The following is a 22,770-nucleotide window of genomic DNA, read 5'->3' on the forward strand; positions in this document are numbered from 1 at the left end:
CATGCCGGAAACAGCAACAGCCGTCGCGGAACGGGCCGAAGGGTCCGCCACCGCCGGCGCCCGGGTCGAATTCCGCGGACTGCGCCGGGCCTTCGGCTCCACCGTCGCCCTCGACGGGCTCGACCTGACCGTCGAGCCGGGCGAACTGATCGCCCTGCTCGGCCCCTCGGGCTGCGGAAAGACCACCGCCTGCGTCGTCGTGGCTTCGAACAACTCGACGCGAAGAGGTCCTGTCGACTACAATGGGTCCCGGCCAACCGCCGGGACGCGGGCATGGTCTTCCAGTCGTACAGCCTCTTCCCCAACCTGAGCGCCCGCGACAACGTCGCCTTCGGCCTGCGCGTACGCAAGGTGCCCGCGGCCAGGCGCAACGCCCGCGCCGCCGAACTCCTCGCCCTCGTCGGCCTGCCCGAGCACGGCGACCGCTACCCCCACCAGATGTCCGGCGGCCAGCAGCAGCGCGTCGCCCTGGCCCGCGCCCTGGCGCTGCAGCCGCGCGTGCTGCTGCTGGACGAGCCGCTGTCCGCGCTGGACGCCAAGGTGCGCCTGAGCCTGCGCGAGGAGATCCGGCGCCTGCAGCTTTCCCTGGGCATCACCACGATCTTCGTGACGCACGACCAGGAGGAGGCCCTGTCCATGGCGGACAGGGTCGCCGTCCTGAACGCCGGGAAGCTCGAGCAGTGCGCGGCCCCCGCCGAGTTGTACGAGCGGCCCGCGACCGCGTTCGTCGCCGAGTTCGTCGGGACCATGAACCGGCTGCCCGGCCGGATGACGGACGACGGACTCGTCGAGGCGGCGGGCAGCAGGCTGCCCGTGGACGGGGACGCACCGCGGACGACCGAGGTCGAGGTGCTCGTACGACCCGAGAACATCACCGTCGCGGCCGACCCGCAGGGCGAGGCCACCGTCGTCTCGGCGTCCTTCCTCGGCTCGGTCACCAGGGTGCTGCTCGATCTGCCGGACGGCAGCTCGGTCAAGGCCGATCTGCCCTCGCGGGACGCGGGCGCGCTGACTCCCGGCGTACGCGCGGCAGTCGGTCTGGCGCAGCGGCCCGTCCTCGTCGTCCCGGCGGCGAGGTGAACCTGCCTGCCGCCGTCCTCTTCGACATGGACGGCACGCTCGTCGACACCGAGGTGCTGTGGTGGGAGGCGACCGAGGAGGTCGCCGCCTCGCTCGGCCACCGGCTGACGGACGCGGACGCTCCGGAGGTCGTCGGCCGGGCCGTGGAGGACACGGCCGCTCATCTGATACGGGTCGCGGGAGCGGATGACCCGGACCGGATGGCCCTGAGTGCCACCGAGGTGGCGGCGGCGCTGACCGCCGGTTTCCACGGGCGGGTGGAGGGCGGGGCCCCGCTGCGGCCCGGCGTACGGCGGTTGCTCGCCGAACTGGAGCAGCGTCGGGTGCCCTTCGCTCTGGTGAGCGCGTCGCCCCGGATCGTCGTCGACTCGGTGGTTGCGGGCGCGCTGGCCGATGTGCCCTTCTCCTTCACGATCTCGGCCGACGACACCGTACGGACCAAGCCGCATCCCGATCCGTACCGGGCGGCCGCCGAGCGCTTCGGTGCTGCTCCAGGGGCCTGTGTGGCGGTGGAGGACTCTCCGGACGGAAGTGCGTCCGCGCAGGCCGCGGGATGCCCGGTGCTGGTGGTGCCGTCGTTGCTGCCGGTACCCGCGTCCCGGGGCCGGGTCTTCGCCGAGAGCCTGGAGGACGTGGATCTTGCCCTGCTCAGCCGGTGTGTTTCGTCCTGAGAGCCGGTGTGTTGCGGCCCGGGACAGGGGTCCGGATGATGGGACGGAAGGCTCTTCGGCCGCGTGATTCTCGCCACCCCTGATAAGGGGTACGCTCAGATGAGCGATTCGGAATGGATCCACCTCCCGAAGGGTGGCACGGAGTGCCACCCTTCGGGCGTTCAAGTCTTGAACTCAATAGCGACATTGGCTGCTCATTAGAGCGGCGAAGGTCTGCTTTGAGTCAAGCCCTCTTCGGAGGGTGAAAGGTTTTCTACTCGCCAGTTACTTTCGATCTGGTGGCGGACGTGTGGTTACAGCCGCATGACGGGCAAGTGGACGTACCCAGACGCCTTCGATCTGGGTATGTTCCTCGCCGTCAGGGCAGCCACCGAGTCCTCGAGGAGTCGAGACCCGTGTCGGAAAACAAAGATCAGAAGTTCGTCTACGACTTCACCGAGGGGAACAGGGACCTCAAGGACCTGCTTGGCGGCAAGGGCGCGAACCTCGCCGAGATGACCAACCTCGGGTTGCCCGTCCCTCCGGGCTTCACGATCACCACCGAGGCGTGCAAGGTCTACCTCGAGAGCGGCCAGGAGCCCTCGGCGCTGCGCGACGAGGTGAGCGCCCATCTCGACGCCCTCGAGCAGTCGATGGGCAAGAAGCTCGGCCAGGCCGACAACCCTCTTCTCGTATCCGTACGCTCGGGCGCGAAGTTCTCCATGCCGGGCATGATGGACACCGTCCTCAACATCGGCCTCTCCGACGCGTCGGTGGTCGGGCTCGCCAAGCAGTCCGGTGACGAGCGCTTCGCCTGGGACTCCTACCGCCGCCTGATCCAGATGTTCGGCAAGACCGTCCTCGGCGTCGACGGCGAGCTCTTCGAGGACGCGCTCGACGAGGCCAAGACCGCCAAGAAGGTCACCGTCGACACCGACCTCGACGCCGCCGACCTCAAGAAGCTGGTCAAGCAGTTCAAGAAGACCGTCGCCCGCGAGGCCGGCCGGGACTTCCCGCAGGACCCGCGCGAGCAGATGGACCTCGCGATCCGCTCGGTCTTCGAGTCCTGGAACACCGACCGCGCCAAGCTCTACCGCCGCCAGGAGCGCATCCCCGGCGACCTCGGCACGGCCGTCAACATCTGCTCCATGGTCTTCGGCAACCTCGGCCCCGACTCGGGCACCGGCGTCGCCTTCACCCGTGACCCCGCCAGCGGCCACCAGGGCGTCTACGGCGACTACCTGCAGAACGCGCAGGGCGAGGACGTCGTCGCGGGTATCCGCAACACCGTGCCGCTCGCCGAGCTGGAGACGATCGACAAGAAGTCGTACGACCAGCTGATGCAGATCATGGAGACCCTCGAAACGCACTACAAGGACCTGTGCGACATCGAGTTCACCATCGAGCGCGGCCAGCTGTGGATGCTGCAGACCCGGGTCGGCAAGCGGACCGCCGGCGCGGCCTTCCGTATCGCCACCCAGCTGGTGGACCAGGGCCTGATCGACGAGGCCGAGGCGCTGCAGCGCGTCAACGGCGCCCAGCTCGCCCAGCTGATGTTCCCGCGCTTCGACGAGGACGCGAAGGCGGACCTGCTCGGCCGCGGTATCGCCGCCTCCCCGGGCGCGGCCGTCGGCAAGGCCGTCTTCGACTCGTACACCGCGGTCAAGTGGTCGCGCTCCGGCGAGAAGGTCATCCTGATCCGCCGCGAGACCAACCCCGACGACCTCGACGGAATGATCGCCGCCGAGGGCATTCTGACCAGCCGTGGTGGCAAGACCTCGCACGCCGCCGTCGTCGCACGCGGCATGGGCAAGACCTGTGTCTGCGGCGCCGAGGACCTTGAGGTCGACACCAAGCGCCGCAGGATGACGGTGAACGGCACCCTCGTCGAGGAGGGCGACGTCGTCTCCATCGACGGCTCCACAGGCAAGGTCTACCTCGGTGAGGTGCCGGTCGTGCCCTCCCCGGTCGTCGAGTACTTCGAGGGCCGGATGCACGCGGGCGCCGACGACGCCGACGAGCTGGTCGCCGCCGTGCACCGGATCATGGCCTACGCGGACCGGGTGCGCCGTCTTCGCGTACGGGCCAACGCCGACAACGCCGAGGACGCGCTGCGAGCACGGCGCTTCGGCGCGCAGGGCATCGGCCTGTGCCGCACCGAGCACATGTTCCTCGGCGAGCGCCGCGAGATGGTCGAGCGCCTGATCCTCGCCGACACCGACGACGAGCGCGAGCAGGCGCTGGGTGCCCTGCTGCCGCTGCAGAAGAAGGACTTCGTCGAGCTCTTCGAGGCGATGGACGGACTGCCCGTCACCGTGCGGCTGCTGGACCCGCCGCTGCACGAGTTCCTGCCGGACATCACCGAGCTGTCGGTACGCGTCGCCCTCGCCGAGTCCCGCAAGGACGCCAACGAGAACGACCTGCGGCTGCTGCAGGCCGTGCACAAGCTGCACGAGCAGAACCCGATGCTGGGTCTGCGCGGTGTACGCCTCGGTCTGGTCATCCCCGGTCTGTTCGCCATGCAGGTGCGGGCGATCGCCGAGGCCGCGGCCGAGCGCAAGAACGCCAAGGGCGACCCGCGCGCGGAGATCATGATCCCGCTCGTGGGCACCGTCCAGGAGCTGGAGATCGTCCGCGAGGAAGCCGACCTGGTCATCGCCGAGGTGCAGGCTGCCACCGGCACGAATCTCAAGCTGACCATCGGCACGATGATCGAGCTGCCGCGCGCCGCGCTGACCGCCGGTCAGATCGCCGAGGCCGCACAGTTCTTCTCCTTCGGCACCAACGACCTCACCCAGACGGTGTGGGGCTTCTCCCGTGACGACGTCGAGGCGAGCTTCTTCACCGCGTACCTGGAGAAGGGCATCTTCGGCGTCTCCCCGTTCGAGACGATCGACAGGGACGGTGTCGGCTCGCTCGTACGCAGCGCCGTCGAGGCCGGTCGCGCCACCCGCCCCGACCTGAAGCTGGGCGTGTGCGGTGAGCACGGCGGCGATCCGGAGTCGGTGCACTTCTTCCACGAGGTGGGCCTGGACTACGTGTCCTGCTCGCCCTTCCGGATCCCGGTGGCGCGCCTGGAGGCCGGCCGCGCGGCGGCCGAGTCGAAGGGCAGCGACTCCCGATAGGACGCCGGAGCCGTCACCGGTCTGCCGGGGGCCTCGGTCCCCGGGAGATCGGTAACCCTCACCCTCACCGACCCGGTGGCGGCTCCGGAACACAGAAGCGGAAGAGGCGGGCGCCTGTGCGGGGCGTCCGCCTCTTCCGCTTATTTCACGCTTGCCGGAAAGTCCATGTTGAATTCCGGACCGTTACCACGAATCGAATTTTTGCCATTTACTGCGCAAACAACGGGCGGAGCGCGGCCTGTGGATCCCCATCCACAAGCCGCGCCCCATTACCCGTGCCGGACAGGGAGCCGCAACCCTCTGTCGCCCGCCGCCGGACGCGCAAAGCCCCCCACGGTCTTCGCTGCGTCCATCGGAGACAGAAGATTTCCTGCCCGACGTCGTACAGCCTTTCGGTTGGCACCCACCCCTCGCGAGGCGTTTCAACTGTGGCTGAAACACCGTGGTAACGTCCTGTGATTGCATGCATACTCAGTGGTGGGGGCGATTGCGGATGCAACAGGTGGGGGTTCAGTGCTGCGTATCCATTTCACTGGGGATGACCTAGCCAGAGTTCGGATGGCGGCCAGACCGGATGTTCTGTGGGAAACGATTCTCAGCTTTCATCGATTGAGGGAGCGCCGGCGCGCGCTGATGTTCGGCGAATGGCGTGCGGAAACCCGGGTCCGGCTCAGTGGTGAAACACGCCTGCTGGCCGCGCTGGTTCCGCCGCGGGGCTATTTCCCCGACTTTCTGACACCCCCCGAGGGCGCCTGCGGGCTGGAGGCGGGCCTGGAAGCCCTGCGGGCCACCCCGCCCGCCCGGCTGCACTCCGAACTCGCCCTGGCGGCCGCGGGACGGGCCACCACGCCAGTGCTGCCGGGCCGGCTCTCCGCACTCGCCGAGGGCAGACCCGAGGCGCTGGCCGGTCTCGTCGGCGCGCTGCGCACCTACCACCGGGCCGCCATCGAACCGTACTGGCCGCACATCCAGGCGACGGTCGAGGCGGACCGCGCGGTGCGCGGCCGCGCGCTGCTGGACGGAGGCGCCGGAGAACTGCTCGCCTCACTGCCACCGGTGCTGCGCTGGCGGGCGCCGGTCCTGGAGGCCGACTATCCCGCGGAGCGCGAACTGCATCTGGACGGGAGGGGGTTGCTGCTCCAGCCGTCGTTCTTCTGCCGCGGCACCCCGGTGGTCTACCGGGACACCGGGCTCCCGCCGGTGCTCGTCTACCCCGCCGCACACAGCTGCGCTCCGGCCTTCGGCGAGTCGGGCGACCCCTCGCTCGGCAAGCTCGTCGGCCACACCCGCTCGGTCGTCCTGCAGGCGATCCGCTACGGCTGTACGACCAGTGAACTCGCCCGCAGGGCAGGGGTGTCGCTCGCCTCCGCCAGCCAGCACGCGGCGGTCCTGCGCCAGGCCGGCCTGGTGGTGACCCTGCGCCACGGCAATGCCGTCCTGCACACGGTCACCCCGCTGGGCGCCGCCCTGCTGAGGGGCGGCGCCACAGCGGAGGCCGCGGGCTAGCGGAGAGACACTAGGCCCGGAAGGGGCCCGTCACCTCGTACGTGATGCCGCCCGACGAGGAGCCGCTCGTACCGCGCTGGCTGGAGAAGTACAGCCGCGTGCCGTCGGGGGAGAAGGCCGGTCCGGTGATCTCCGACGAGGACTGGCCGTTGACCCGCAGGAACACCGCCACCACGTCGTCGGGCGTGATGATGCAGATCTCCAAGTTGCCGCCGTCCTCGGCAACGAAGAGATCGCCGGAGGACGAGCCGGTGACGTTGTCCACGCCGGTCAGCGGGGCGCCGCCGCCGACCACCAGCGAGTCGTCGTAGGCCAGCTCGTAGGTGCTGCTCGCGAGGTTGAGCTGCCAGACCCGGTTGTCGCCCTTGGTGGTGAACCAGACGGTGTCATTGGCGTAGTGGCAGCCCTCGCCGCCGTTGAAGTGCTTGGCGCCGGAGACCTGGGTGCGGGTCGTGGTCGGCGAGCCGTCCGGGTCGGGCACGTTCTGCCAGCTGAAGGAGCCGGAGGTGCCGGAGCCCGCGACGAGCACCTGGAGGGTGCCGGAGGCGAGGTTGCCCCAGGTGGTGGGGATGAACCGGTACAGGCAGCCGTTGGACTCGTCCTCGGTCAGATAGATCACCTCGCGCACCGGGTCGGCGGCGGCGGCCTCGTGCTTGAACCTGCCCATCGCGGACCGGCGCACTGCGGCGTTCACGCCGTACGGGTCGGTCTCGTAGACGTATCCGAGGCTGACCTCCTCGCACGAGAGCCACGTGTTCCACGGCGTCTTGCCGCCGGCGCAGTTCTGGCGGGTGTTGGAGAGGATTCTGTACGCACCGGTGATCGCGCCGGCCGAGGAGAACCTGACCGCGCTCGCGCCGCCGGAGGGGTTGATTTCCGAGTTGGAGACATAGATCCAGCCCGAACCGTCGGCGAAACAGGCGCCGCCGTCGGGGGCGTTGTGCCAGGTGTACGAGGTCGAGCCGACCTGCTGGCCGGACCGGGCGATGACCCTGCTGCTGAATCCGCTGGGCAGCTGGATGCCGTTGGCGTCCGCCGCGCGGATGGCTCCGTAGGGGCCGGGGCCCGGCTGGGCGGGAGCCGCGTAGGCGGCACCCCGCATCAGCGTGCCGCCGAAGGCGGCGGCGGACGTGCCGATGACCGCTCCGCGCAGGAAATTGCGACGTTCCACTGTCACTCCAGGTGAGGGTGGTGACCGCCCCGGGACATCGGTCGACGACCCGGGGTAGCGCGCTACCGGAACCTAGGAGTCCTGAATTGACAGCACGTCAACACGTGGTGACGTAGAGCGGTCCACTCACCTCGGGGGTGTCTTTCGGATCTTGCCGGGCTCGCCTGCCCTGGTACGCGCTCTCGCCGCGTTGTCGTCAGTCGCCGACGCTCCGCGTCGGCTCTCCCCCTGCCTTCGGCGGGGGGACCCCCGTCCTCCGGCCTGCGATCGCACGCACCACAGTGACATCAGCCGCTCCGCGGCGGGCCGCTCACTGATCCGGCCTGATCCAAAAGACACCCCCGAGCCCTGGCCGTGATCGCCCGGCTGCGCCGCCGGGCGCGGACTCAGGACGTGAGGGACGCGAGGCCCTCGTACGTCACACCGGTGAGCTGCTCGGAGGCGACCCACAGCCGCTCACCCGTCGCGTCGTTCTTCGACCACTTGATCCGCCACGAAGGCGCGGGCGCACCGCGCCAGCCGAGCAGCCGCGGCCCGGTGAAGGAGTCGGGCCGTACACCCGGCGCGGTGGCCGCGTACAGCGTCGGCAGCGCGCCCGACTCGGCGGACTGCGCGAAGATCCGGTTGCCGACCGCCATGAACTGCTCCTTCGCCTTCTTGCCCTCCATCCGCGCCCCGGCGGTCTGCAGGTTGGTGTTCGAGTAGCCGGGGTGGGCGGCGGCAGCGACGATCTCGGAGCCCGCCGCCGCGAGTCGGCGGGCCAGCTCGTGCACGAAGAGCAGGTTCGCCGTCTTGGTGCGGGAGTAGGCGGTCCAGGGGCTGTAGCGGCGCTCGCTGTTGAGATCGCCCATGTCGAGGCCTGCCATGGCGTGCATGAAGCTGGACACGCTCACCACCCGCGCACCCTGCGCCTTCTGCAGCTTCGGCAGCAGCAGTCCGGTCAGCGCGAAGTGCCCGAGGTGGTTGACGCCGAACTGCCTCTCGAAGCCGTCGGCCGTCTTCCCGTACGGAAGGGCCATCACGCCCGCGTTGTTGATGAGCAGATCGAGGCTGTCGTACGGGTAGCGGGCCGCGAACTCCCGTACCGAGGAGAGGTCCGCCAGGTCCAGCGGGCTGAACTCCACCTTCGCGCCCGGCACCCGGCCCGCGATGTGGGCCTCGGCCTCCTTGCCGCGTGCCTCGCTGCGGCAGGCGAGAATCACCCGCGCGCCGCGGCGGGCCAGCTCCCGTGCCGTGATGAGTCCGATGCCGCTGTTGGCCCCGGTGACGACGGCGGTGCGCCCGTCCTGGTCCGGTATGTCGCTCGCGTTCCAGCCCGACATGGCTGAACTCCTCAATAGGGAAACTGGGTTGAGTTCAGCCTATGAACGAACGGGCCCGGGAGCCACAGTCGGCGCCCAGATCTGATCCGGCCGCCCCGCTCGCGTCAGCGGATGTCAGCCCAGGCAGCGGGCGCGGCTCACCCCACGCGCACCTCGTACGCAGTCACCGACACCGCATCGTCGTCCAGGCAGCGGCCCGTGCGCAGGTCGAAGCGCTGCTTGAGCAGCGGCGACGCGACGAAGGGGCCGCCGGCCGCCGAGCCGAGCAGGCCGCGGGAGAGGACCTGGGCGCCGGTGAAGGGGTCCCGGTTGTCGATGGCGTGGACAGCGCCCTCGCGGTCCACGAACACCGCCGCCTGGGTGCCGTCCGGCAGGAGGGCCGCGACACCGCGGCCCGGCGTCAGCAGCGACAAGGCGCAGAGAGCGAACCACTCGTGGCCCACACGGAGTTGGACCTGCGTTTGCGTCTTCTCGGGGGCGATCGTCATCGGGCGGCACTACCTTCCAGGGCTTCCAGCGGACGGATGGACAGCAGCGGCAGATCAGGCTTGACCTGGTCGCGCTCGGGCACGAACTTCACCGTCGGGTCCGGGACGTCGGGCGCGTTGACGAAGGAGACGAAACGGCGCAGCCTCTCCGGGTCGTTGATGGTCTCGGACCACTCGTCGCGGTAGTTCGCGACATGGTCCGCCATCAGTGACTCCAGCTCGGCGCAGATGCCCAGCGCGTCATGGACCACCACGTCCCGTACGTGATCGAGGCCGCCCTCGATCCGCTCCAGCCAGGTCGAGGTGCGCTCCAGCCGGTCGGCGGTACGGATGTAGAACATCAGGAACCGGTCGATCAGCCGGACCAGTTCGGCGTCGGAGAGATCCTGGGCGAGCAGATCGGCGTGGCGCGGGGTCGCGCCGCCATTGCCGCCCACGTACAGATTCCAGCCGTTGGCCGTGGCGATGACGCCGAAGTCCTTGCTCTGCGCCTCCGCGCACTCGCGCTGGCAGCCGGAGACCGCGGACTTGAGTTTGTGCGGGGAGCGCAGGCCCCGGTAGCGCAGCTCCAGGTCGATGGCCATTTTGACCGAGTCCTGTACGCCGTAGCGGCACCACGTCTGCCCCACACAGGACTTCACGGTGCGCAGCGCCTTGCCGTACGCATGCCCCGACTCGAAGCCCGCGTCCACCAGCCGGGCCCAGATCTGCGGCAGTTGGTCCACCCGGGCGCCGAACAGGTCGATCCGCTGGCCGCCCGTGATCTTCGTGTAGAGGCCGTAGTCGCGGGCCACCTCGCCGATCACGATCAGCTTCTCGGGGGTGATCTCACCGCCGGGGATGCGCGGCACGATCGAGTACGAGCCGTTCTTCTGCATATTGGCGAGGAAGTGGTCGTTGGTGTCCTGGAGCGCGGCCTGCTCGCCGTCCAGGACATAGCCGCCCGCGCCGATCGTCGGGGCCAGCGAGGCGATGATCGAGGCGACGGCCGGCTTGCAGATCTCGCAGCCGTTGCCGCCGCGGGCCGTCTCCCGGCCGTGCCGGTCCAGGATCTCCTGGTACGAGGTGAGACGCAGCGTGTGCACGATCTCGTACAGCTCCTGGCGGCTCTGCCCGAAGCAGCCGCACAGGCCCTTGTCGACCTCGACGCCCGAGGCCTCCAGCTCGGCGTTGACCAGCTGGCCGAGCACCTTGACGCAACTGCCGCAGCCCGTACCGGCCTTGGTGCACTTCTTCACCTCGGGCACGGTGGTGCAGGAGTGCTCGGTGACCGCGCCGCGGATGGTGCCCTTGGTGACGTTGTGGCAGGAGCAGATGACCGCGTCGTCGGGCAGCGAGGAGGGGCCGAGCGCCGCCGGGGCGCCGATCCCTGCGGGCATCACGAGCTGTTCGGGCGCGACGGGCGGGACGGAGCCGGTGAGCGGGCGCAGCATGCCGTACGCGTCGGCGTCGCCGACCAGTACGCCGCCGAGGAGTTCGCCCTCGCTGCCGATCACCAGCTTCTTGTAGACCCCGGAGCGGGAGTCGGAGTACACGACGTCCAGGCAGCCCTCCGCCGCGCCGTGCGCGTCGCCGAACGAAGCCACGTCCACGCCGAGGAGCTTGAGCTTGGTGGACATGTCGGCGCCGGTGAAGCTGCGGGCTTCCTCGGTGATCGTGGCCGCCGCCGTCTCGGCCATCTCGTAGCCGGGCGCGACCAGTCCGTACACCCGGCCGTCCGACGCCAGCGCGCACTCGCCGATCGCGAAGACGGCGGGGTCGGAGGTACGGCACTGCTCGTCGACCATGATGCCGCCGCGCTCGCCGATCGCGAGCCCCGCGGCACGGCCGAGCTGGTCCCGGGGCCGCACACCCGCCGAGAAGACGACGAGATCGGTGTCCAGGACCGAACCGTCCGACAGGGCCATGCCGTTCACGGCGCCCGCCTCGTCGACGGTGATCTCCTGGGTGCCGGTGCCCGTGTGGACGGTCAGCCCCATGCGCTCGATGGTGCGCAGCAGCGCGGCGCCGCCGCCGTCGTCGACCTGCGCCGGCATCAGCCGCGGCGCGAACTCCACGATGTGCGTCGTGAGCCCGAGGCCCTTGAGGGCGCCCGCCGCCTCCAGACCGAGCAGCCCGCCGCCGACGACCGCGCCCGTGCGGGCCGTCTTGGCGTACTCCTCGATCGCCAGCAGATCCTCGATCGTGCGGTAGACGAAACAGCCCTCGGCGTCCTTGTTCGGCACCGGTGGCACGAAGGGGTACGAGCCGGTGGCGAGAACGAGCGTGTCGTACGTGAAGCTGCGGCCGGCGCGCGAGGTGACCGTGCGCGCGTCCCTGTCGATCGTCTCGGCCGGGTCGTCCAGATGCAGCTCGATACCGTGCCGCTCCATGAAGTCGCCCTCGACGAGGGAGAGTTCGTCGGGCGTACGGCCGGAGAAGTACGAGGTCAGCTGAACCCGGTCGTAGGCGGCGCGAGGCTCCTCGCACAGCACGACGATCCGCGCCCGCCCGGCCACGCCGCGCTCGGCGAGTGCCTCCAGGAATCGCTGGCCGACCATGCCATGGCCGACGACCACGATCGTGGGAGTCGTGGGGGTGGTCATAGCGGGCATGTCAGAGGCCTCCATCATTGGTGAGCAGGTGGAGCAGGGGCACCGTCTCCGGCAGGGCCTCGTCGCCCTCCCAGGCCCGGGCGAGCGCGCCGACCGCGGCGAGATCCCCGAGCAGCACCCCGCCGACGAGCCGGTCCCCGCGGACGACGACCTTGCGATAGGCACCGCGGGTGGCGTCGGCGAGCTGGACGACGTCGTCCCCGGGGCGCGGGGTCGGATCGCCGAACGCGGCGAGGTCGAGTGCGCCGGGACCGCTGAGGGTCAGCCGGGTCAGGGCGCGGGTGCCCGTGTAGCGGGCGGGCTTCCCGGTGAGCAGGCAGGCCAGCACATCGGCCTGTTCGAGGGCCGGACCCGCGAGTCCGTACACCCGTCCCTCGTGCTCGGCACAGTCGCCGACGGCGTGGATGTACGGGTCGGAGGTGCGCAGCTCGTCGTCGACGAGGATGCCCTTGCCGACGTCGAGCCCGGCCTCCTGCGCGAGCTTGGTCCGCGGTCGCACCCCGCAGGCGAGGACGATCAGCTCCGCGTCCAGGACATATCCGTCGGCGAGCTCGACATCCGTGCCGCGCAGTCCGCGCACCCGGCACTCGGTGTGAACCTCCACGCCCATCGCTTCGAGATGCGCGCGGACCAACTGCGATGCGGAGACGTCCAGTTGGCGCTCCATGAGGTGCTCGCCCTGCTGGGCCAGCACCACCTTCGCGCCCCGCTCGGCCAGCGCCCGGGCCGCGGAGACACCGAGCAGCCCGCCGCCGACGACGACGGCCCGGATCCCGGGGCGTACGGCGGCGGACAGGGCCGCGCAGTCGTCGAGCGTACGGAACGGATGCACGCCGTCCGGGAGCCCCTGGGCGATCCCGCGCAGGGCGGGCAGCACGGGGTTCGAGCCGGTCGCGAGGACCAGGCGGTCGTACGGCACCGGAGTCCCGTCCTCGCAGAGCACCAGCCGGCGCTCCCGGTCGATGGCAGTTGCCCGCACGCCCCGGCGCACCGGTACGGCGGGCAGCGCGATCACCTCCGGGGCGTAGCGCCCCGCGAGCACTTCCGCGAGCAGCAGGCGGTTGTAGGGGGCGTGCGGCTCCTCACCGATCACGGTGACGGGCGCGCCGACGGCGACGAGCTGCCGCGCGAGCCGCGCGCCTGCCGTCCCGCTGCCGATCACCACGGTTCCAGATGCCATAGCCGCAGCGTGCGGGGTCGGTGTTACCTCGCAGGTGCGGGGCTGTTTCCCGGGGGGAACGCTGCGCTCAGCGCGGCGGGGTGGGGGGTGTGAGGGCGCGGCGCCTGCGGCGGGCCTGTTCCCCACCCCGCCCCTTCCCGAACCGGGGGCTCCGCCCCCGGACCCCCGCGCCTCAAACGCCGGCGGGGCTGAAATTTCCGCCGGTCGGCCTGAAAATTCAGGCCGACCGGCGGAAATTCAGCCCGTCCGGCGATTGAGGACATGCGGCCGAAGGTCGCATACGGGGTCTGGGGCGAAGCCCCAGTTCGGGAAGGGGCGGGTAGGGGACAAGGCCCGCCGCAGGCGCCCTCCGGTAAGGTTGCCGTCTCCACACGACGTGGACCTACCGAGGAGGTGAGACCCATTACCGCTGTCGCAGTCCGGGTGCTCTCCTCTCAAGGACCCGCGGTCCCTCCCGCATAGGTGACCGACCCTCCCGAGCGCGCCCTTCGGTTCCCCGAAAGGCTCTCATGCCGGTTTCACCGTCACTCCTGACTTCTCCCGCCATCGTCACCCGGCTTCGCGCCGCCGGCTGCGTCTTCGCCGAGGACGAGGCGGAACTGATCCGCTCCACCGCACGGACGCCGTCCGATCTCGCCGCCATGGTGGACCGGCGCGTTGCCGGACTGCCCCTTGAACATGTCCTCGGCTGGGCCGAGTTCTGCGGTATGCGGGTGGCCGTGGACCCGCACGTCTTCGTACCGCGCCGCCGTACCGAATTCCTCGTCCGCCAGGCCGTCGCGCTCGCCCGCCCCGGGGCCGTCGCCGTCGACCTGTGCTGCGGCTCCGGCGCGGTGGGTGTCGCGCTGGCCGCGGCGCTGGGGCAGGTCGAGCTGTACGCGGCCGACGTCGACCCCGCCGCGGTGCGGTGCGCCCGGCGCAATGTCGGGGCCGTCGGCGGCCGGGTGTACGAGGGCGACCTGTTCGAGGCGCTGCCCGCCGCGCTGCGGGGCCGTATCGATGTACTGGCCGCCAACGTGCCCTACGTACCGACCGAAGAGGTGGGACTGCTGCCCTCGGAGGCCCGCGAGCACGAGCCACTGGTCGCGCTCGACGGCGGCGCGGACGGGCTCGACGTCCTGCGGCGGGTCGCGGCCGATGCGCCGCGGTGGCTGGCGCCGGGCGGCTGTCTGCTGGTGGAGACGAGCGAGCGTCAGGCGCCGCTCGCCGTGGACGCCTTCAGCGGCAGCGGGCTGATCCCGGCGACGGCCGTTTCCGAGGAGTTGTACGCCACGGTGGTGATCGGAACGAGGCCCGCCGGGCCGTCGGCTTGATCTGCGTCCCCGGAACCTCAGACGTCGCTCAACTCTCCCGGGATCGATGGACGCCACACGCATCACGTCCGTAGGGTCGCGGGCATGCCCGACATATCGCTGACCACGCTCGTCTTCCTCTGCCTCGCCGCCGCTGCGGCCGGCTGGATCGACGCGGTGGTCGGCGGTGGCGGGCTGCTGCTTCTGCCCGCCATGCTGCTCGGCCTGCCGCATGTGCAGACCGCGCAGATCCTCGGCACCAACAAGGCCGTGGCCATCGTCGGCACGTCGGGCGCCGCGATCACCTATGTGCGCGAGGCTCCTGTACAGGTGAAGACCGCGGTACGGATCGGGCTCGCCGCGCTCGCGGGCTCGATGGGCGGCGCGTTCTTCGCGGCCGGGATCAGCAGCGAGGTACTGAGGCCCGTGATCATGGTGGTGCTGCTCGGCGTCGCCGCCTTTGTGATGCTGCGCCCCACCTTCGGCACCGCCACCGACGCCGAGCGGCGGACCGTCACCCGCACCCGTACGATCGCCGCGATCGTGCTCGTGGGCGGCGGGATCGGCTTCTACGACGGGCTCGTCGGGCCCGGCACCGGCACCTTCCTGGTGCTCGCGCTCACCGCCGTACTCCATCTCGACCTGGTGACCGCGTCCGCCACCGCCAAGATCGTCAATATCTGCACCAACGGCGGGGCCCTGGCGATGTTCGCCTACCAGGGCACGGTGATGTGGCAACTGGCCGCGGTGATGGCGGTGTTCAACCTGGCGGGCGGCATGTTCGGCGCAAGGATGGCGCTGCGCAAGGGCAGCGAGTTCGTCCGAGGGGTGCTGCTCGTCGTGGTCTTCTCGCTGGTCGCGAAGCTCGCCTTCGACCAGTGGACGGCCTAGACGGACGATTTCGGCTCGCGCACTCCGATGAGGTGCGCGAAGGCCACCACATTGCCCTTGTAGCCGGTCTTCTCGGTGAAGCCGCCCCCGCAGGTGATCACCCTCAGCTCGGCCCGGTCCTTGGGCCCGTACACCTTCGCGTCGGGGAACGAGTCCGCGTCGTACACCTCGATCGCGTCGATCGTGAAGACCGCCGTGCGGCCGTCCTCGCGGGTCACCTCGATCCGGTGGCCCTTCTTCAGCGCGCCCAGGCTGTAGAAGACCGACCTGCCGCGTGCGTTGTCGACGTGCCCGGCGACGATCGCGGTGCCCTTCGCGCCCGGGGTGGTGCCGTCCCGCCACCAGCCCACGAGGTTGCGGTCGGCGGCGGGCGGCACCTCCAGGCTGCCGTCCCCGGCGAGGCCCAGCGGCATGACGGGGGCGTCGACGCGTATCTCGGGTATGCGAAGGCGTACGGGCACGGACGGCGGCAGCGGGTCGGCGGCCGCGTCCGTGTGGAAGTCGGGACCGGCCGCGAAGGCCTCCGCGGCGGAGGGGACCGGAGGGGTCACATCGACGGAGCCGTTCTGGACCAGCCAGGCGCCGGCGCAGACGGCGACGGCTATGGCCCAGCCCTTGCCCTTGCCCGTGGCGCTCATCGGTCCTCCGGATACATCTCGCCCGCTCCCGGCAGGCTCGGGGCCTGCCGGGAGCGGGGACACGGCGGAACCGGAACGGTGGAAACCGCTCCGTCAGCTGCCCTGCGCGCCGCTCGCCCGGCGGCGCAGGAGCACGGTCCCGCCGACGGCGGCCGCGGCCAGAATGGCCGCGCCCGCCGCGATCTTGGTGGTGTCGGGGCCCACGCTGCCTCCGACGCCGGTGTGCACATGACCGCTCGGCCGGCCGTGGTGCTCTACGGTCACGTCGCCCGAGGCCTGCCGGCCGTTCTTGCAGCTCACCGAGATGGCGTAGGTCCCCGCGTGGGTGCGCCCGGGGATCGTGAACTGACCGACCGCGACGTCCTTGTGCGACCCGGGCGCCAGCCGGAACTCGCCGGCGCCCAGAGCGCGCGCGTCGCCGACACCATGGCCGCCGGGGCCGCAGGCGGTGGTGCTCACGGTGATGACGGCGCCCGGAGTGGCGATGGACGGGAAGACCTCCAGCGTGCCGAAGTCCCAGGCGTACGCCGGGTGGACGCCGAGTCCTGTCGCGGCGGCCGCCAGCGCGGTACTGGCCAGCAGGCGGGCGGTGGTGCGCATGGTGATCCTCCGAGAAGCGCGCTGGTGCGAGGTGCTCGTCTTCTCTCAGAGGTAAGGCTCAGCCCGTCGCACCCGCCTGCTGATGGGGAATCAGATCTGTCTGTCCGGCTCGGCGTGTCGCGCTGGACAGGATGCGTTGCCGCAGGTCATCGCGGGTGATGGGGAATCAGATGCCGGACGCGCTGAACGGGTGACGCCGCGCGCGGCGAGGCCCGGTGCCGGGGGTCTATTCGGCGGGCTCCGCAGACTCCGCGGCGAAGCCGCTCGTGTCGAGGTCGAAGTCGAACGGCGCGGGCACATGCAGCGGCTTCCCGAAGGACACCGTGGTGTGGGATCGGTAGCCCTGCGGCGACGGGTCCCAGAACGCGGCGATCTCCTCGGCCTGCATGTCGAGGATCAAATACGCCGGCACCTGCCTGCCGTACGCCTCCAGCTTGTCCTGCCAGTCGGCGTCCTTGGTGGAGACCGACGTGAGTTCGGCGACGAGGGACAGCGCTTCTCCGTCGGCGTGGCGCCCGTCGGCGTCGAACGCGGCTTCGTCGGCGACGAAGAGATCGGGTCCGAAGCCGCGCTCCGAGGCGGACAGACGAAACAGGAACGGTGCCGTCTCTGCGATGTGCCCTTCGGGCGCATGTGTTTCCAGCTGTCGTCGCAGAGACCTCATGGGGTGCAGGTAGCGAAGCTTGGACCACGGCGACACGACGATCTTCCCCCGGATGAGCTCGGCCTTGTAGCCGTCAGGTGTGTCCAGTTCCTCCACGGTCCGGAGCAGGCTCTCGAAGTCTCCGGCAGGCGGTGCGTCTATCGGTGTCGGCCGTTCCATCATGGTCGTCACGGTAGTCCTCCGAGTGCTCGTACGCAGGGCTGGTGGAGCTCCAACGGTAGTGACGCTCTGCTGCGACGACCCGGCTACGGCAGGGGCTCACCCGTTCGAGTTAACCCAACGTGACCCTTGGATCCGCTTGACCTCAACCAAACTTGACGTACGAGTCTCCTCGGCATGGACCTCACAACGCCCGAAAATGGCGCACCGCTCAAGCTTGCCGTCATCCTCTCCAGCAACCGCGAGGGCCGCTTCGGCCCCGTCATCGCCGACTGGTTTCTCTCCCGCACCGCCGGGCGCGACGACTTCGCCGTCGACCTGATCGATCTCGCCGACGCGGACCTGCCGACCGCTCTCTCCTACCGGCCCGGCTCCGCCGCGCGGGCGGCGCTCGCGAAGGTCTCGCCGAAGCTGTCCGCCGCCGATGCCTTTGTCGTCCTCACTCCCGAGTACAACCACTCCTTCCCGCCTCCCTCAAGAGTCTGATCGACTGGCACTTCACCCAGTGGCAGGCCAAGCCTGTCGGCTTCGTCTCCTACGGCGGAATCTCCGGAGGCCTGCGCGCCGTCGAGCAGCTGCGTCAGGTCTTCGCCGAGATGCACGCCGTCACCGTCCGGGACACGGTCTCCTTCCACAACGCGGCCGGGCACTTCGACGGCGAGGGACGGCACAAGGACCCCGCGGCCTGCGATGCGGCGGCCGAGGCGATGCTCGACCAGCTCGCGTGGTGGGGGAACGCGTTGCGCACGGCCAAGTCGGCGCACCCGTACGGACAGGCGTGAAGGGGCTGCCGGGACGGTCTTTGTCAGCCGTGCGTACCGTGGTCTGACCGAGTGGCCCGTCGACCCGAAGGAGATTGTCGGTGGCCCAGGCACTGACCGTACTCACCGTACTGACCACGACCGACAGCGCCGAGAAGGCCGAGCGGCTCGCGCGGGGCGTGGTGGAGGCGAGGCTGGCGGCGTGCGCGCAGATCTCCGCGCCCGTCACCTCCGTCTTCCGCTGGAAGAACGCCATCGAGACCGCGGCGGAGTGGCAGGTCCTCTTCAAGACGACCGAGGCCTGCTATCCGGCGCTGGAGGCGCATCTGATCGCGGCACACGACTACGAGACGCCGGAGATCATCGCGACGCCGGTGGTGGGCGGCGGCGCGGCGTATCTGGCGTGGATCGACGCGGAGACCGTGGCGCCGTGAGAGGACCGGGCTTCGGGGAGGGCTCCGGGGAGAGCTTCGGGGAGGAGCTTCCCTTCTTCGTCTACGGCACGCTGCGCCCGGGCGAGGGCAACCACGACCTGTTTCTGCACGGCCGCACCGCCGTCGAGGAGCCCGCGCTGCTCGCGGACGCGGTGCTGTACGAGGGCCCCGGCTACCCCTACGCCCTGCTCGAACCCGGTGGGGGCACCGTCGCGGGCGAGGTGGTGACGGCGGCGCCGGGGGAGTACGGGGAACTGCTCGCCGTACTCGACCGGCTGGAGGAGTACGTCGCGCCGGGCCACCCGCGCAATCTGTACGAGCGGGTGGCGCGCGAGGTCCGGCGCCCGGACGGCACTGCCGTACGGGCCTGGGTGTACGTCGCGGCGCCGGGCGTGGCCCAGAAGCTGCGGACGACGGGCACGCCGATCCCGGGCGGCGACTGGACGGGCCGCCTGCCCGGCTGAGTCCTACCGCTCCTCGGCCGCGACCCGTTCCACCCGGACCGCGCACACCTTGAACTCGGGCATCCGCGAGGTCGGGTCGAGCGCCGGATTCGTCACCGAGTTGACCCGGCCCTCGCCGGGCCAGTGGAACGGCATGAAGACGGTGTCGTCCCGTATCCCGGTGGTGATCCGCGCGGGCCCGACGGCCCGCCCGCGCCGGGAGACGACGGCGAGCGGCTCGCCCTCGACGGCCCCCAGCCGTTCGGCGAGCAGCGGATGCAGCTCGACGAAGGGCCCCGGGGCGGCGGCGTTGAGCTCGTCGACCCGCCGGGTCTGCGCCCCGGACTGATACTGCGAGACGACGCGCCCAGTGGTGAGCAGGACGGGATACGCCTCGTCGGTCTCCTCGGCGGCGGCACGATGCGCGACCGCGATGAACCGGGCGAGCCCGTCGTCCGTTGCGAACCGATCGAGAAAGAGGCGCGGCGTACCGGGGTGCGGGGCGCCGGCGTGCGGGCTGCCGGGCTGCGGGTCGGTAGCCGGGGCGGCCGTGTCCTGTACCGGGCAGGGCCAGAAGACCCCGTTCTCCTCCGCGATCCTCCGGTACGTGATGCCCGAGTAGTCCGCCGGGCCGCCCGCCGACGCCCTGCGCAGCTCCTCGAAGACCTCCTCCGGGGACGCCGGGAAGCCCTTCTCATGGCCCAGCAGGGACGCCAGGCCGCCCAGGACCTCCAGGTCGCTCCGTACTCCCGGCGGTGGCGAGACCGCACGGCGGCGCAGCAGGACCCGGCCCTCCAGGTTGGTCGTCGTGCCCGTCTCCTCCGCCCACTGGGTGACCGGCAGCACCACGTCCGCCAGCGCCGCCGTCTCGGACAGCACCACGTCCGCGACCGCGAGGAAGTCCAGCGAGCGCAGCCGCTCCTCCACATGCCCGGCGCGCGGCGCGGACACCACCGGGTTCGAGCCCATCAGCAGCAGCGACTTGATGTCCCCGCCGAGCGCGTCGAGGAGTTCGTACGCACTGCGCCCCGGGCCCGGGAGTGTCTCGGGCTCCACACCCCATACCCGGGCGACATGGGCCCGCGCCGCCGGGTCGTCCAGCTTGCGGTAGCCCGGCAACTGGTCGGCCTTCTGGCCGTGTTCGCGGCCGCCCTGCCCGTTGCCCTGGCCCGTCAGGCAGCCGTAGCCGGACAGCGGCCGCCCCGCCCGGCCCGTCGCCAGACACAGATTGATCCAGGCGCTGACGGTGTCCGTGCCCTTGGAGTGCTGCTCGGGCCCGCGCGCCGTCAGCACCATCCCTGACTCGGCATCGCAGAACATCCGTACCGCGTCCCGCAGTTGGGGAACACCCACACCCGTGATCCGCTCGACCAGCTCGGGCCAGTGCGACATCGCCGCTGCCCTGGCCTCCTCCCAGCCGCTCGTACGGTCCGCGATGAACTCCTCGTCCGTACGCCCCTCCGCCACCGCCACATGCAGCAGCCCCAGCGCGAGCGCCAGATCCGTCCCGGGCCGGGGCGCGAGGTGCAGATCGGCCTGCTCCGCCGTCCGCGTGCGGCGCGGGTCGACGACGATCAACGTGCCGCCGTTCTCCCGCAGTTCGGTCAGGTAGCGCAGCGCCGGCGGCATCGTCTCGGCGAGGTTCGAGCCGACCAGGATCACGCACCCGGTGCGCGGAATGTCCTCCAGCGGGAAGGGCAGCCCGCGGTCCAGGCCGAACGCCCGCTGATGCGCGGCCGCGGCCGACGACATGCAAAAACGCCCGTTGTAGTCGATCTGCGAGGTGCCGAGCACGACCCGCGCGAACTTCCCGAGGGTGTACGCCTTCTCATTGGTGAGCCCCCCGCCGCCGAAGACGCCGACCGCGTCGGGGCCGTACGCCGTGCGCGTACGCCGCAGTCCCGCCGCGACCGTGCGCAGGGCCTCCTCCCAGGTGGCCGGCTCGAGCCTGCCTGTGGCGGGGCGACGGACCAGGGGCTCGGTCAGGCGCACCCGGGAGGAGAGCAGTGCGGGCGCGGTGCGGCCCTTGCCGCACAGCGCGCCCCGGTTCACGGGGAAGTCCGGCCTTTCCACGATCTCGACCGCCTCCGCCTCGCCGCGCAGGCTCATGCCGCACTGCAGGGCGCAGTAGGGACAGTGGGTCGGCGTGATGGGGGCGGTCGGGGCGGTCGTGGCGGTGGCGTCGGGCATACGCCCAGGTTGGGGCGCCCGTGTTACGTGGGCGGGCGCCCCGGATTACGGTCGGGGTACGACGGGCTCCGCCTGCGCCCCGCCGCCCCGTGAGGCACGGGCGACGTTCCTCACGCGCGGCGGCCGAGCAGCGCCAGCAGCCTGGTCTGGTGGCTGTCGCCCGGCGGCGGCTCGATCGGAGGCGCGAAGAGGCCGGACTTCGCCAGCTCCGCGGCGTACGGCGTGACCTCGTCGAGCGCGAAGAGGACCAGCGCGTCCGGCAGCCGCTCCGGCGCGCCGATCGCCCGCGACAGATCCCAGGCGTGCACGACGGCGTCCATGACCATCTGTGCGCAGTACGCGACCGCGGGTGCCTCCCCGTACGACAGATGTACGGTCCGCTCCAGCGCGCCCGGCTCCGCGAAGGCCTTGCGCGCGGCGCGTGCGGCGGTGTCCCAGCTGGTCTTCGGTTTTCTGCCGAGGACATCCCCGTCGTAGGCGTCGCCCACGTCCCCGGCGGTCAGCCCGTCGGTCACCAGGGCGGGCACCCACAATTGTTCCGCGGTGAGATGGTTGACGAGATCGCGTACGGACCACTCGGTGCAGGGCGTCGGATCGTCCCACTGATCGGCCCGTACGGCGTGCACGCGGTCCGTGAAGACCGCGAGCGCTTCGGCGTGACGGCTGAGCAGGGTGGCTACGTCGTTTTCCATACGCCTCACTGTCGCGCGCCGCGCATGCCGACGCGAGTCTGCGGCACGCATGCGCAGGCGCGTGTCATCGCGGGCGTCGCCACGGCATTGTCGAGGGCGTCACCCCGCCGCCGCGGCCAGCGCCTCCTTCACACCCGGTTCCTGGGCCCCCAGGAACCGGGGATCCGGCGTGAACGTCGCGTCCAGTGCCGCCTTGCCCGCCGCGAACATCTCGCGCGTCCCGCCGTACAGCCAGGTCGCATCGTGCGGCTCGGCGACCCCGACGCCGTACGACTCGACCCCGGCCGCCCGGCAGAGCGCGACGGCCCGCCGGATGTGGAAGCCCTGGGTCACCAGAACCGCACGGTCGACCCCGAAGATCTTCTTGGCGCGTACGCAGGAGTCCCAGGTGTCGAACCCGGCATAGTCGCTGACGATCCGCTTGTCCGGCACGCCGCGGGCGGTGAGATACGCGCGCATCGCGTCCGGTTCGTCGTACTCCACGCGGCTGTTGTCGCCGGTGACCAGCACGACCTTGACCTTGCCCGCCCGGTACAACTCGGCCGCGGCGTCCAGACGGTGCGCGAGATAGGGTGTGGGACGGCCCTTCCACAGCCCGGCCCCGAAGACGACGGCGACATCCTGCGCGGGTACCTCCGCGACGGTGCGAACCCGGCTGTCGGCGACGGCATGCATCCAGGTCGCGGGCGCGAGCGCGAACACGCACGCCACCATGACCGTCTGCACGATCCGCCGCTGGGCGCGCCGGGTGCGGGGCAATCTGAGTCTTGGTCGCTTCACACCTGGTCAGACGCCGTCGGGTCCGGATCGGTTCGGTCCCGGATCGGTGAGGAGTCTGACAACGCCGGGGCCGAGTCGGTGAGCCCGTGGAAAACACCCGTCACCCCCGC

At 70.8% G+C, this 22,770-nt stretch carries 19 protein-coding genes and 2 pseudogenes; 10 read left to right on the top strand and 11 right to left on the bottom strand.

Going from position 1 to position 22,770, the window contains the following annotated elements; all coding sequences use genetic code 11:
- Position 1: 1 nt before the first annotated feature.
- The 5 genes and pseudogenes from OOK40_RS04170 to OOK40_RS04190 all read left to right on the top strand — a co-directional run.
- Positions 2-462 (top strand): annotated as a pseudogene (locus OOK40_RS04170) (ATP-binding cassette domain-containing protein); the annotation flags it as partial.
- Between the two features lie 306 nt (positions 463-768).
- Positions 769-1,080: a TOBE domain-containing protein gene (locus OOK40_RS04175; RefSeq protein ID WP_266478860.1), complete on the top strand. Its 312-nt coding sequence runs from the start codon at positions 769-771 to the stop codon at positions 1,078-1,080.
- Positions 1,077-1,751: an HAD family phosphatase gene (locus OOK40_RS04180; protein ID WP_266476573.1), complete on the top strand. Its 675-nt coding sequence runs from the start codon at positions 1,077-1,079 to the stop codon at positions 1,749-1,751. The genes OOK40_RS04175 and OOK40_RS04180 overlap by 4 nt, the downstream gene beginning before the upstream one ends.
- Before the next feature lie 395 nt (positions 1,752-2,146).
- A complete protein-coding gene (ppdK, locus tag OOK40_RS04185) occupies positions 2,147-4,855 on the top strand; it encodes a pyruvate, phosphate dikinase (protein WP_266476574.1) in 2,709 nt (902 codons plus the stop codon).
- A 513-nt stretch (positions 4,856-5,368) separates the two neighbouring features.
- On the top strand, positions 5,369-6,361 hold the full coding sequence (locus OOK40_RS04190) for a helix-turn-helix transcriptional regulator (RefSeq protein WP_266476575.1): 993 nt from the start codon (positions 5,369-5,371) through the stop codon (positions 6,359-6,361).
- Between the two features lie 10 nt (positions 6,362-6,371).
- On the opposite strand, the gene OOK40_RS04195 is transcribed toward OOK40_RS04190, so the two are convergent.
- From OOK40_RS04195 to OOK40_RS04215, 5 genes are all read right to left on the bottom strand, one after another.
- Positions 6,372-7,532, bottom strand: a complete 1,161-nt coding sequence (locus OOK40_RS04195; protein ID WP_266478863.1) for an alkaline phosphatase PhoX — start codon at positions 7,530-7,532, stop codon at positions 6,372-6,374.
- Between the two features lie 386 nt (positions 7,533-7,918).
- Positions 7,919-8,854, bottom strand: coding sequence for an oxidoreductase (locus tag OOK40_RS04200; RefSeq protein ID WP_266476576.1), 936 nt, complete (start codon positions 8,852-8,854; stop codon positions 7,919-7,921).
- Between the two features lie 137 nt (positions 8,855-8,991).
- The gene (nirD, locus tag OOK40_RS04205; RefSeq protein WP_266476577.1) at positions 8,992-9,342 is read right to left on the bottom strand and encodes a nitrite reductase small subunit NirD; all 351 of its coding nucleotides are present in this window, start codon (positions 9,340-9,342) and stop codon (positions 8,992-8,994) included.
- Positions 9,339-11,927 carry a nitrite reductase large subunit NirB gene (gene nirB, locus OOK40_RS04210; protein ID WP_266478865.1) on the bottom strand — a complete coding sequence of 863 codons (2,589 nt, stop codon included), beginning with the start codon at positions 11,925-11,927 and terminating at the stop codon, positions 9,339-9,341. The genes nirD and nirB overlap by 4 nt, the downstream gene beginning before the upstream one ends.
- Before the next feature lie 10 nt (positions 11,928-11,937).
- A complete protein-coding gene (locus OOK40_RS04215; RefSeq protein ID WP_266476578.1) occupies positions 11,938-13,116 on the bottom strand; it encodes an NAD(P)/FAD-dependent oxidoreductase in 1,179 nt (392 codons plus the stop codon).
- Between the two features lie 509 nt (positions 13,117-13,625).
- Here OOK40_RS04215 and OOK40_RS04220 point away from each other — a divergent pair.
- Both OOK40_RS04220 and OOK40_RS04225 read left to right on the top strand, forming a co-directional pair.
- Positions 13,626-14,429, top strand: coding sequence for a putative protein N(5)-glutamine methyltransferase (locus tag OOK40_RS04220; RefSeq protein ID WP_266476579.1), 804 nt, complete (start codon positions 13,626-13,628; stop codon positions 14,427-14,429).
- 84 nt (positions 14,430-14,513) lie between these two features.
- Positions 14,514-15,299, top strand: coding sequence for a TSUP family transporter (locus tag OOK40_RS04225; RefSeq protein ID WP_266476580.1), 786 nt, complete (start codon positions 14,514-14,516; stop codon positions 15,297-15,299).
- On the opposite strand, the gene OOK40_RS04230 is transcribed toward OOK40_RS04225, so the two are convergent.
- The 3 genes from OOK40_RS04230 to OOK40_RS04240 form a co-directional block, all read right to left on the bottom strand.
- Positions 15,296-15,937 carry a class F sortase gene (locus OOK40_RS04230; protein WP_266476581.1) on the bottom strand — a complete coding sequence of 214 codons (642 nt, stop codon included), beginning with the start codon at positions 15,935-15,937 and terminating at the stop codon, positions 15,296-15,298. The two genes, OOK40_RS04225 and OOK40_RS04230, sit on opposite strands and share 4 nt — an antisense overlap.
- Positions 15,938-16,030: 93 nt before the next feature.
- On the bottom strand, positions 16,031-16,537 hold the full coding sequence (locus OOK40_RS04235; RefSeq protein ID WP_266476582.1) for a hypothetical protein: 507 nt from the start codon (positions 16,535-16,537) through the stop codon (positions 16,031-16,033).
- A gap of 226 nt (positions 16,538-16,763) precedes the next feature.
- Positions 16,764-17,363 carry a Uma2 family endonuclease gene (locus OOK40_RS04240; protein WP_266476583.1) on the bottom strand — a complete coding sequence of 200 codons (600 nt, stop codon included), beginning with the start codon at positions 17,361-17,363 and terminating at the stop codon, positions 16,764-16,766.
- Between the two features lie 174 nt (positions 17,364-17,537).
- Here OOK40_RS04240 and OOK40_RS04245 point away from each other — a divergent pair.
- From OOK40_RS04245 to OOK40_RS04255, 3 genes and pseudogenes are all read left to right on the top strand, one after another.
- Positions 17,538-18,142 (top strand): annotated as a pseudogene (locus OOK40_RS04245) (NADPH-dependent FMN reductase).
- An 80-nt stretch (positions 18,143-18,222) separates the two neighbouring features.
- Positions 18,223-18,555 (top strand): divalent-cation tolerance protein CutA, encoded by a 333-nt coding sequence (gene cutA, locus OOK40_RS04250; RefSeq protein WP_266476584.1) that lies wholly within the window; start codon positions 18,223-18,225, stop codon positions 18,553-18,555.
- A complete protein-coding gene (locus OOK40_RS04255) occupies positions 18,552-19,019 on the top strand; it encodes a gamma-glutamylcyclotransferase family protein (RefSeq protein WP_266476585.1) in 468 nt (155 codons plus the stop codon). The genes cutA and OOK40_RS04255 overlap by 4 nt, the downstream gene beginning before the upstream one ends.
- A 3-nt stretch (positions 19,020-19,022) precedes the next feature.
- Here the strand turns inward: OOK40_RS04255 and OOK40_RS04260 are convergent, their stop codons facing one another.
- The 3 genes from OOK40_RS04260 to OOK40_RS04270 all read right to left on the bottom strand — a co-directional run bounded on the left by OOK40_RS04260 (position 19,023) and on the right by OOK40_RS04270 (position 22,660).
- On the bottom strand, positions 19,023-21,188 hold the full coding sequence (locus OOK40_RS04260) for a molybdopterin oxidoreductase family protein (protein WP_266476586.1): 2,166 nt from the start codon (positions 21,186-21,188) through the stop codon (positions 19,023-19,025).
- Between the two features lie 110 nt (positions 21,189-21,298).
- Positions 21,299-21,880, bottom strand: a complete 582-nt coding sequence (locus OOK40_RS04265; protein ID WP_266476587.1) for a TIGR03086 family metal-binding protein — start codon at positions 21,878-21,880, stop codon at positions 21,299-21,301.
- A 99-nt stretch (positions 21,881-21,979) separates the two neighbouring features.
- Complete coding sequence (locus OOK40_RS04270) at positions 21,980-22,660, bottom strand: vancomycin high temperature exclusion protein (RefSeq protein WP_266476588.1); 681 nt, start codon at positions 22,658-22,660, stop codon at positions 21,980-21,982.
- Between the last annotated feature and the right edge of the window lie 110 nt (positions 22,661-22,770).

This window comes from Streptomyces sp. NBC_01481 (genome assembly GCF_026339995.1).
Lineage (GTDB): Bacteria > Actinomycetota > Actinomycetes > Streptomycetales > Streptomycetaceae > Streptomyces.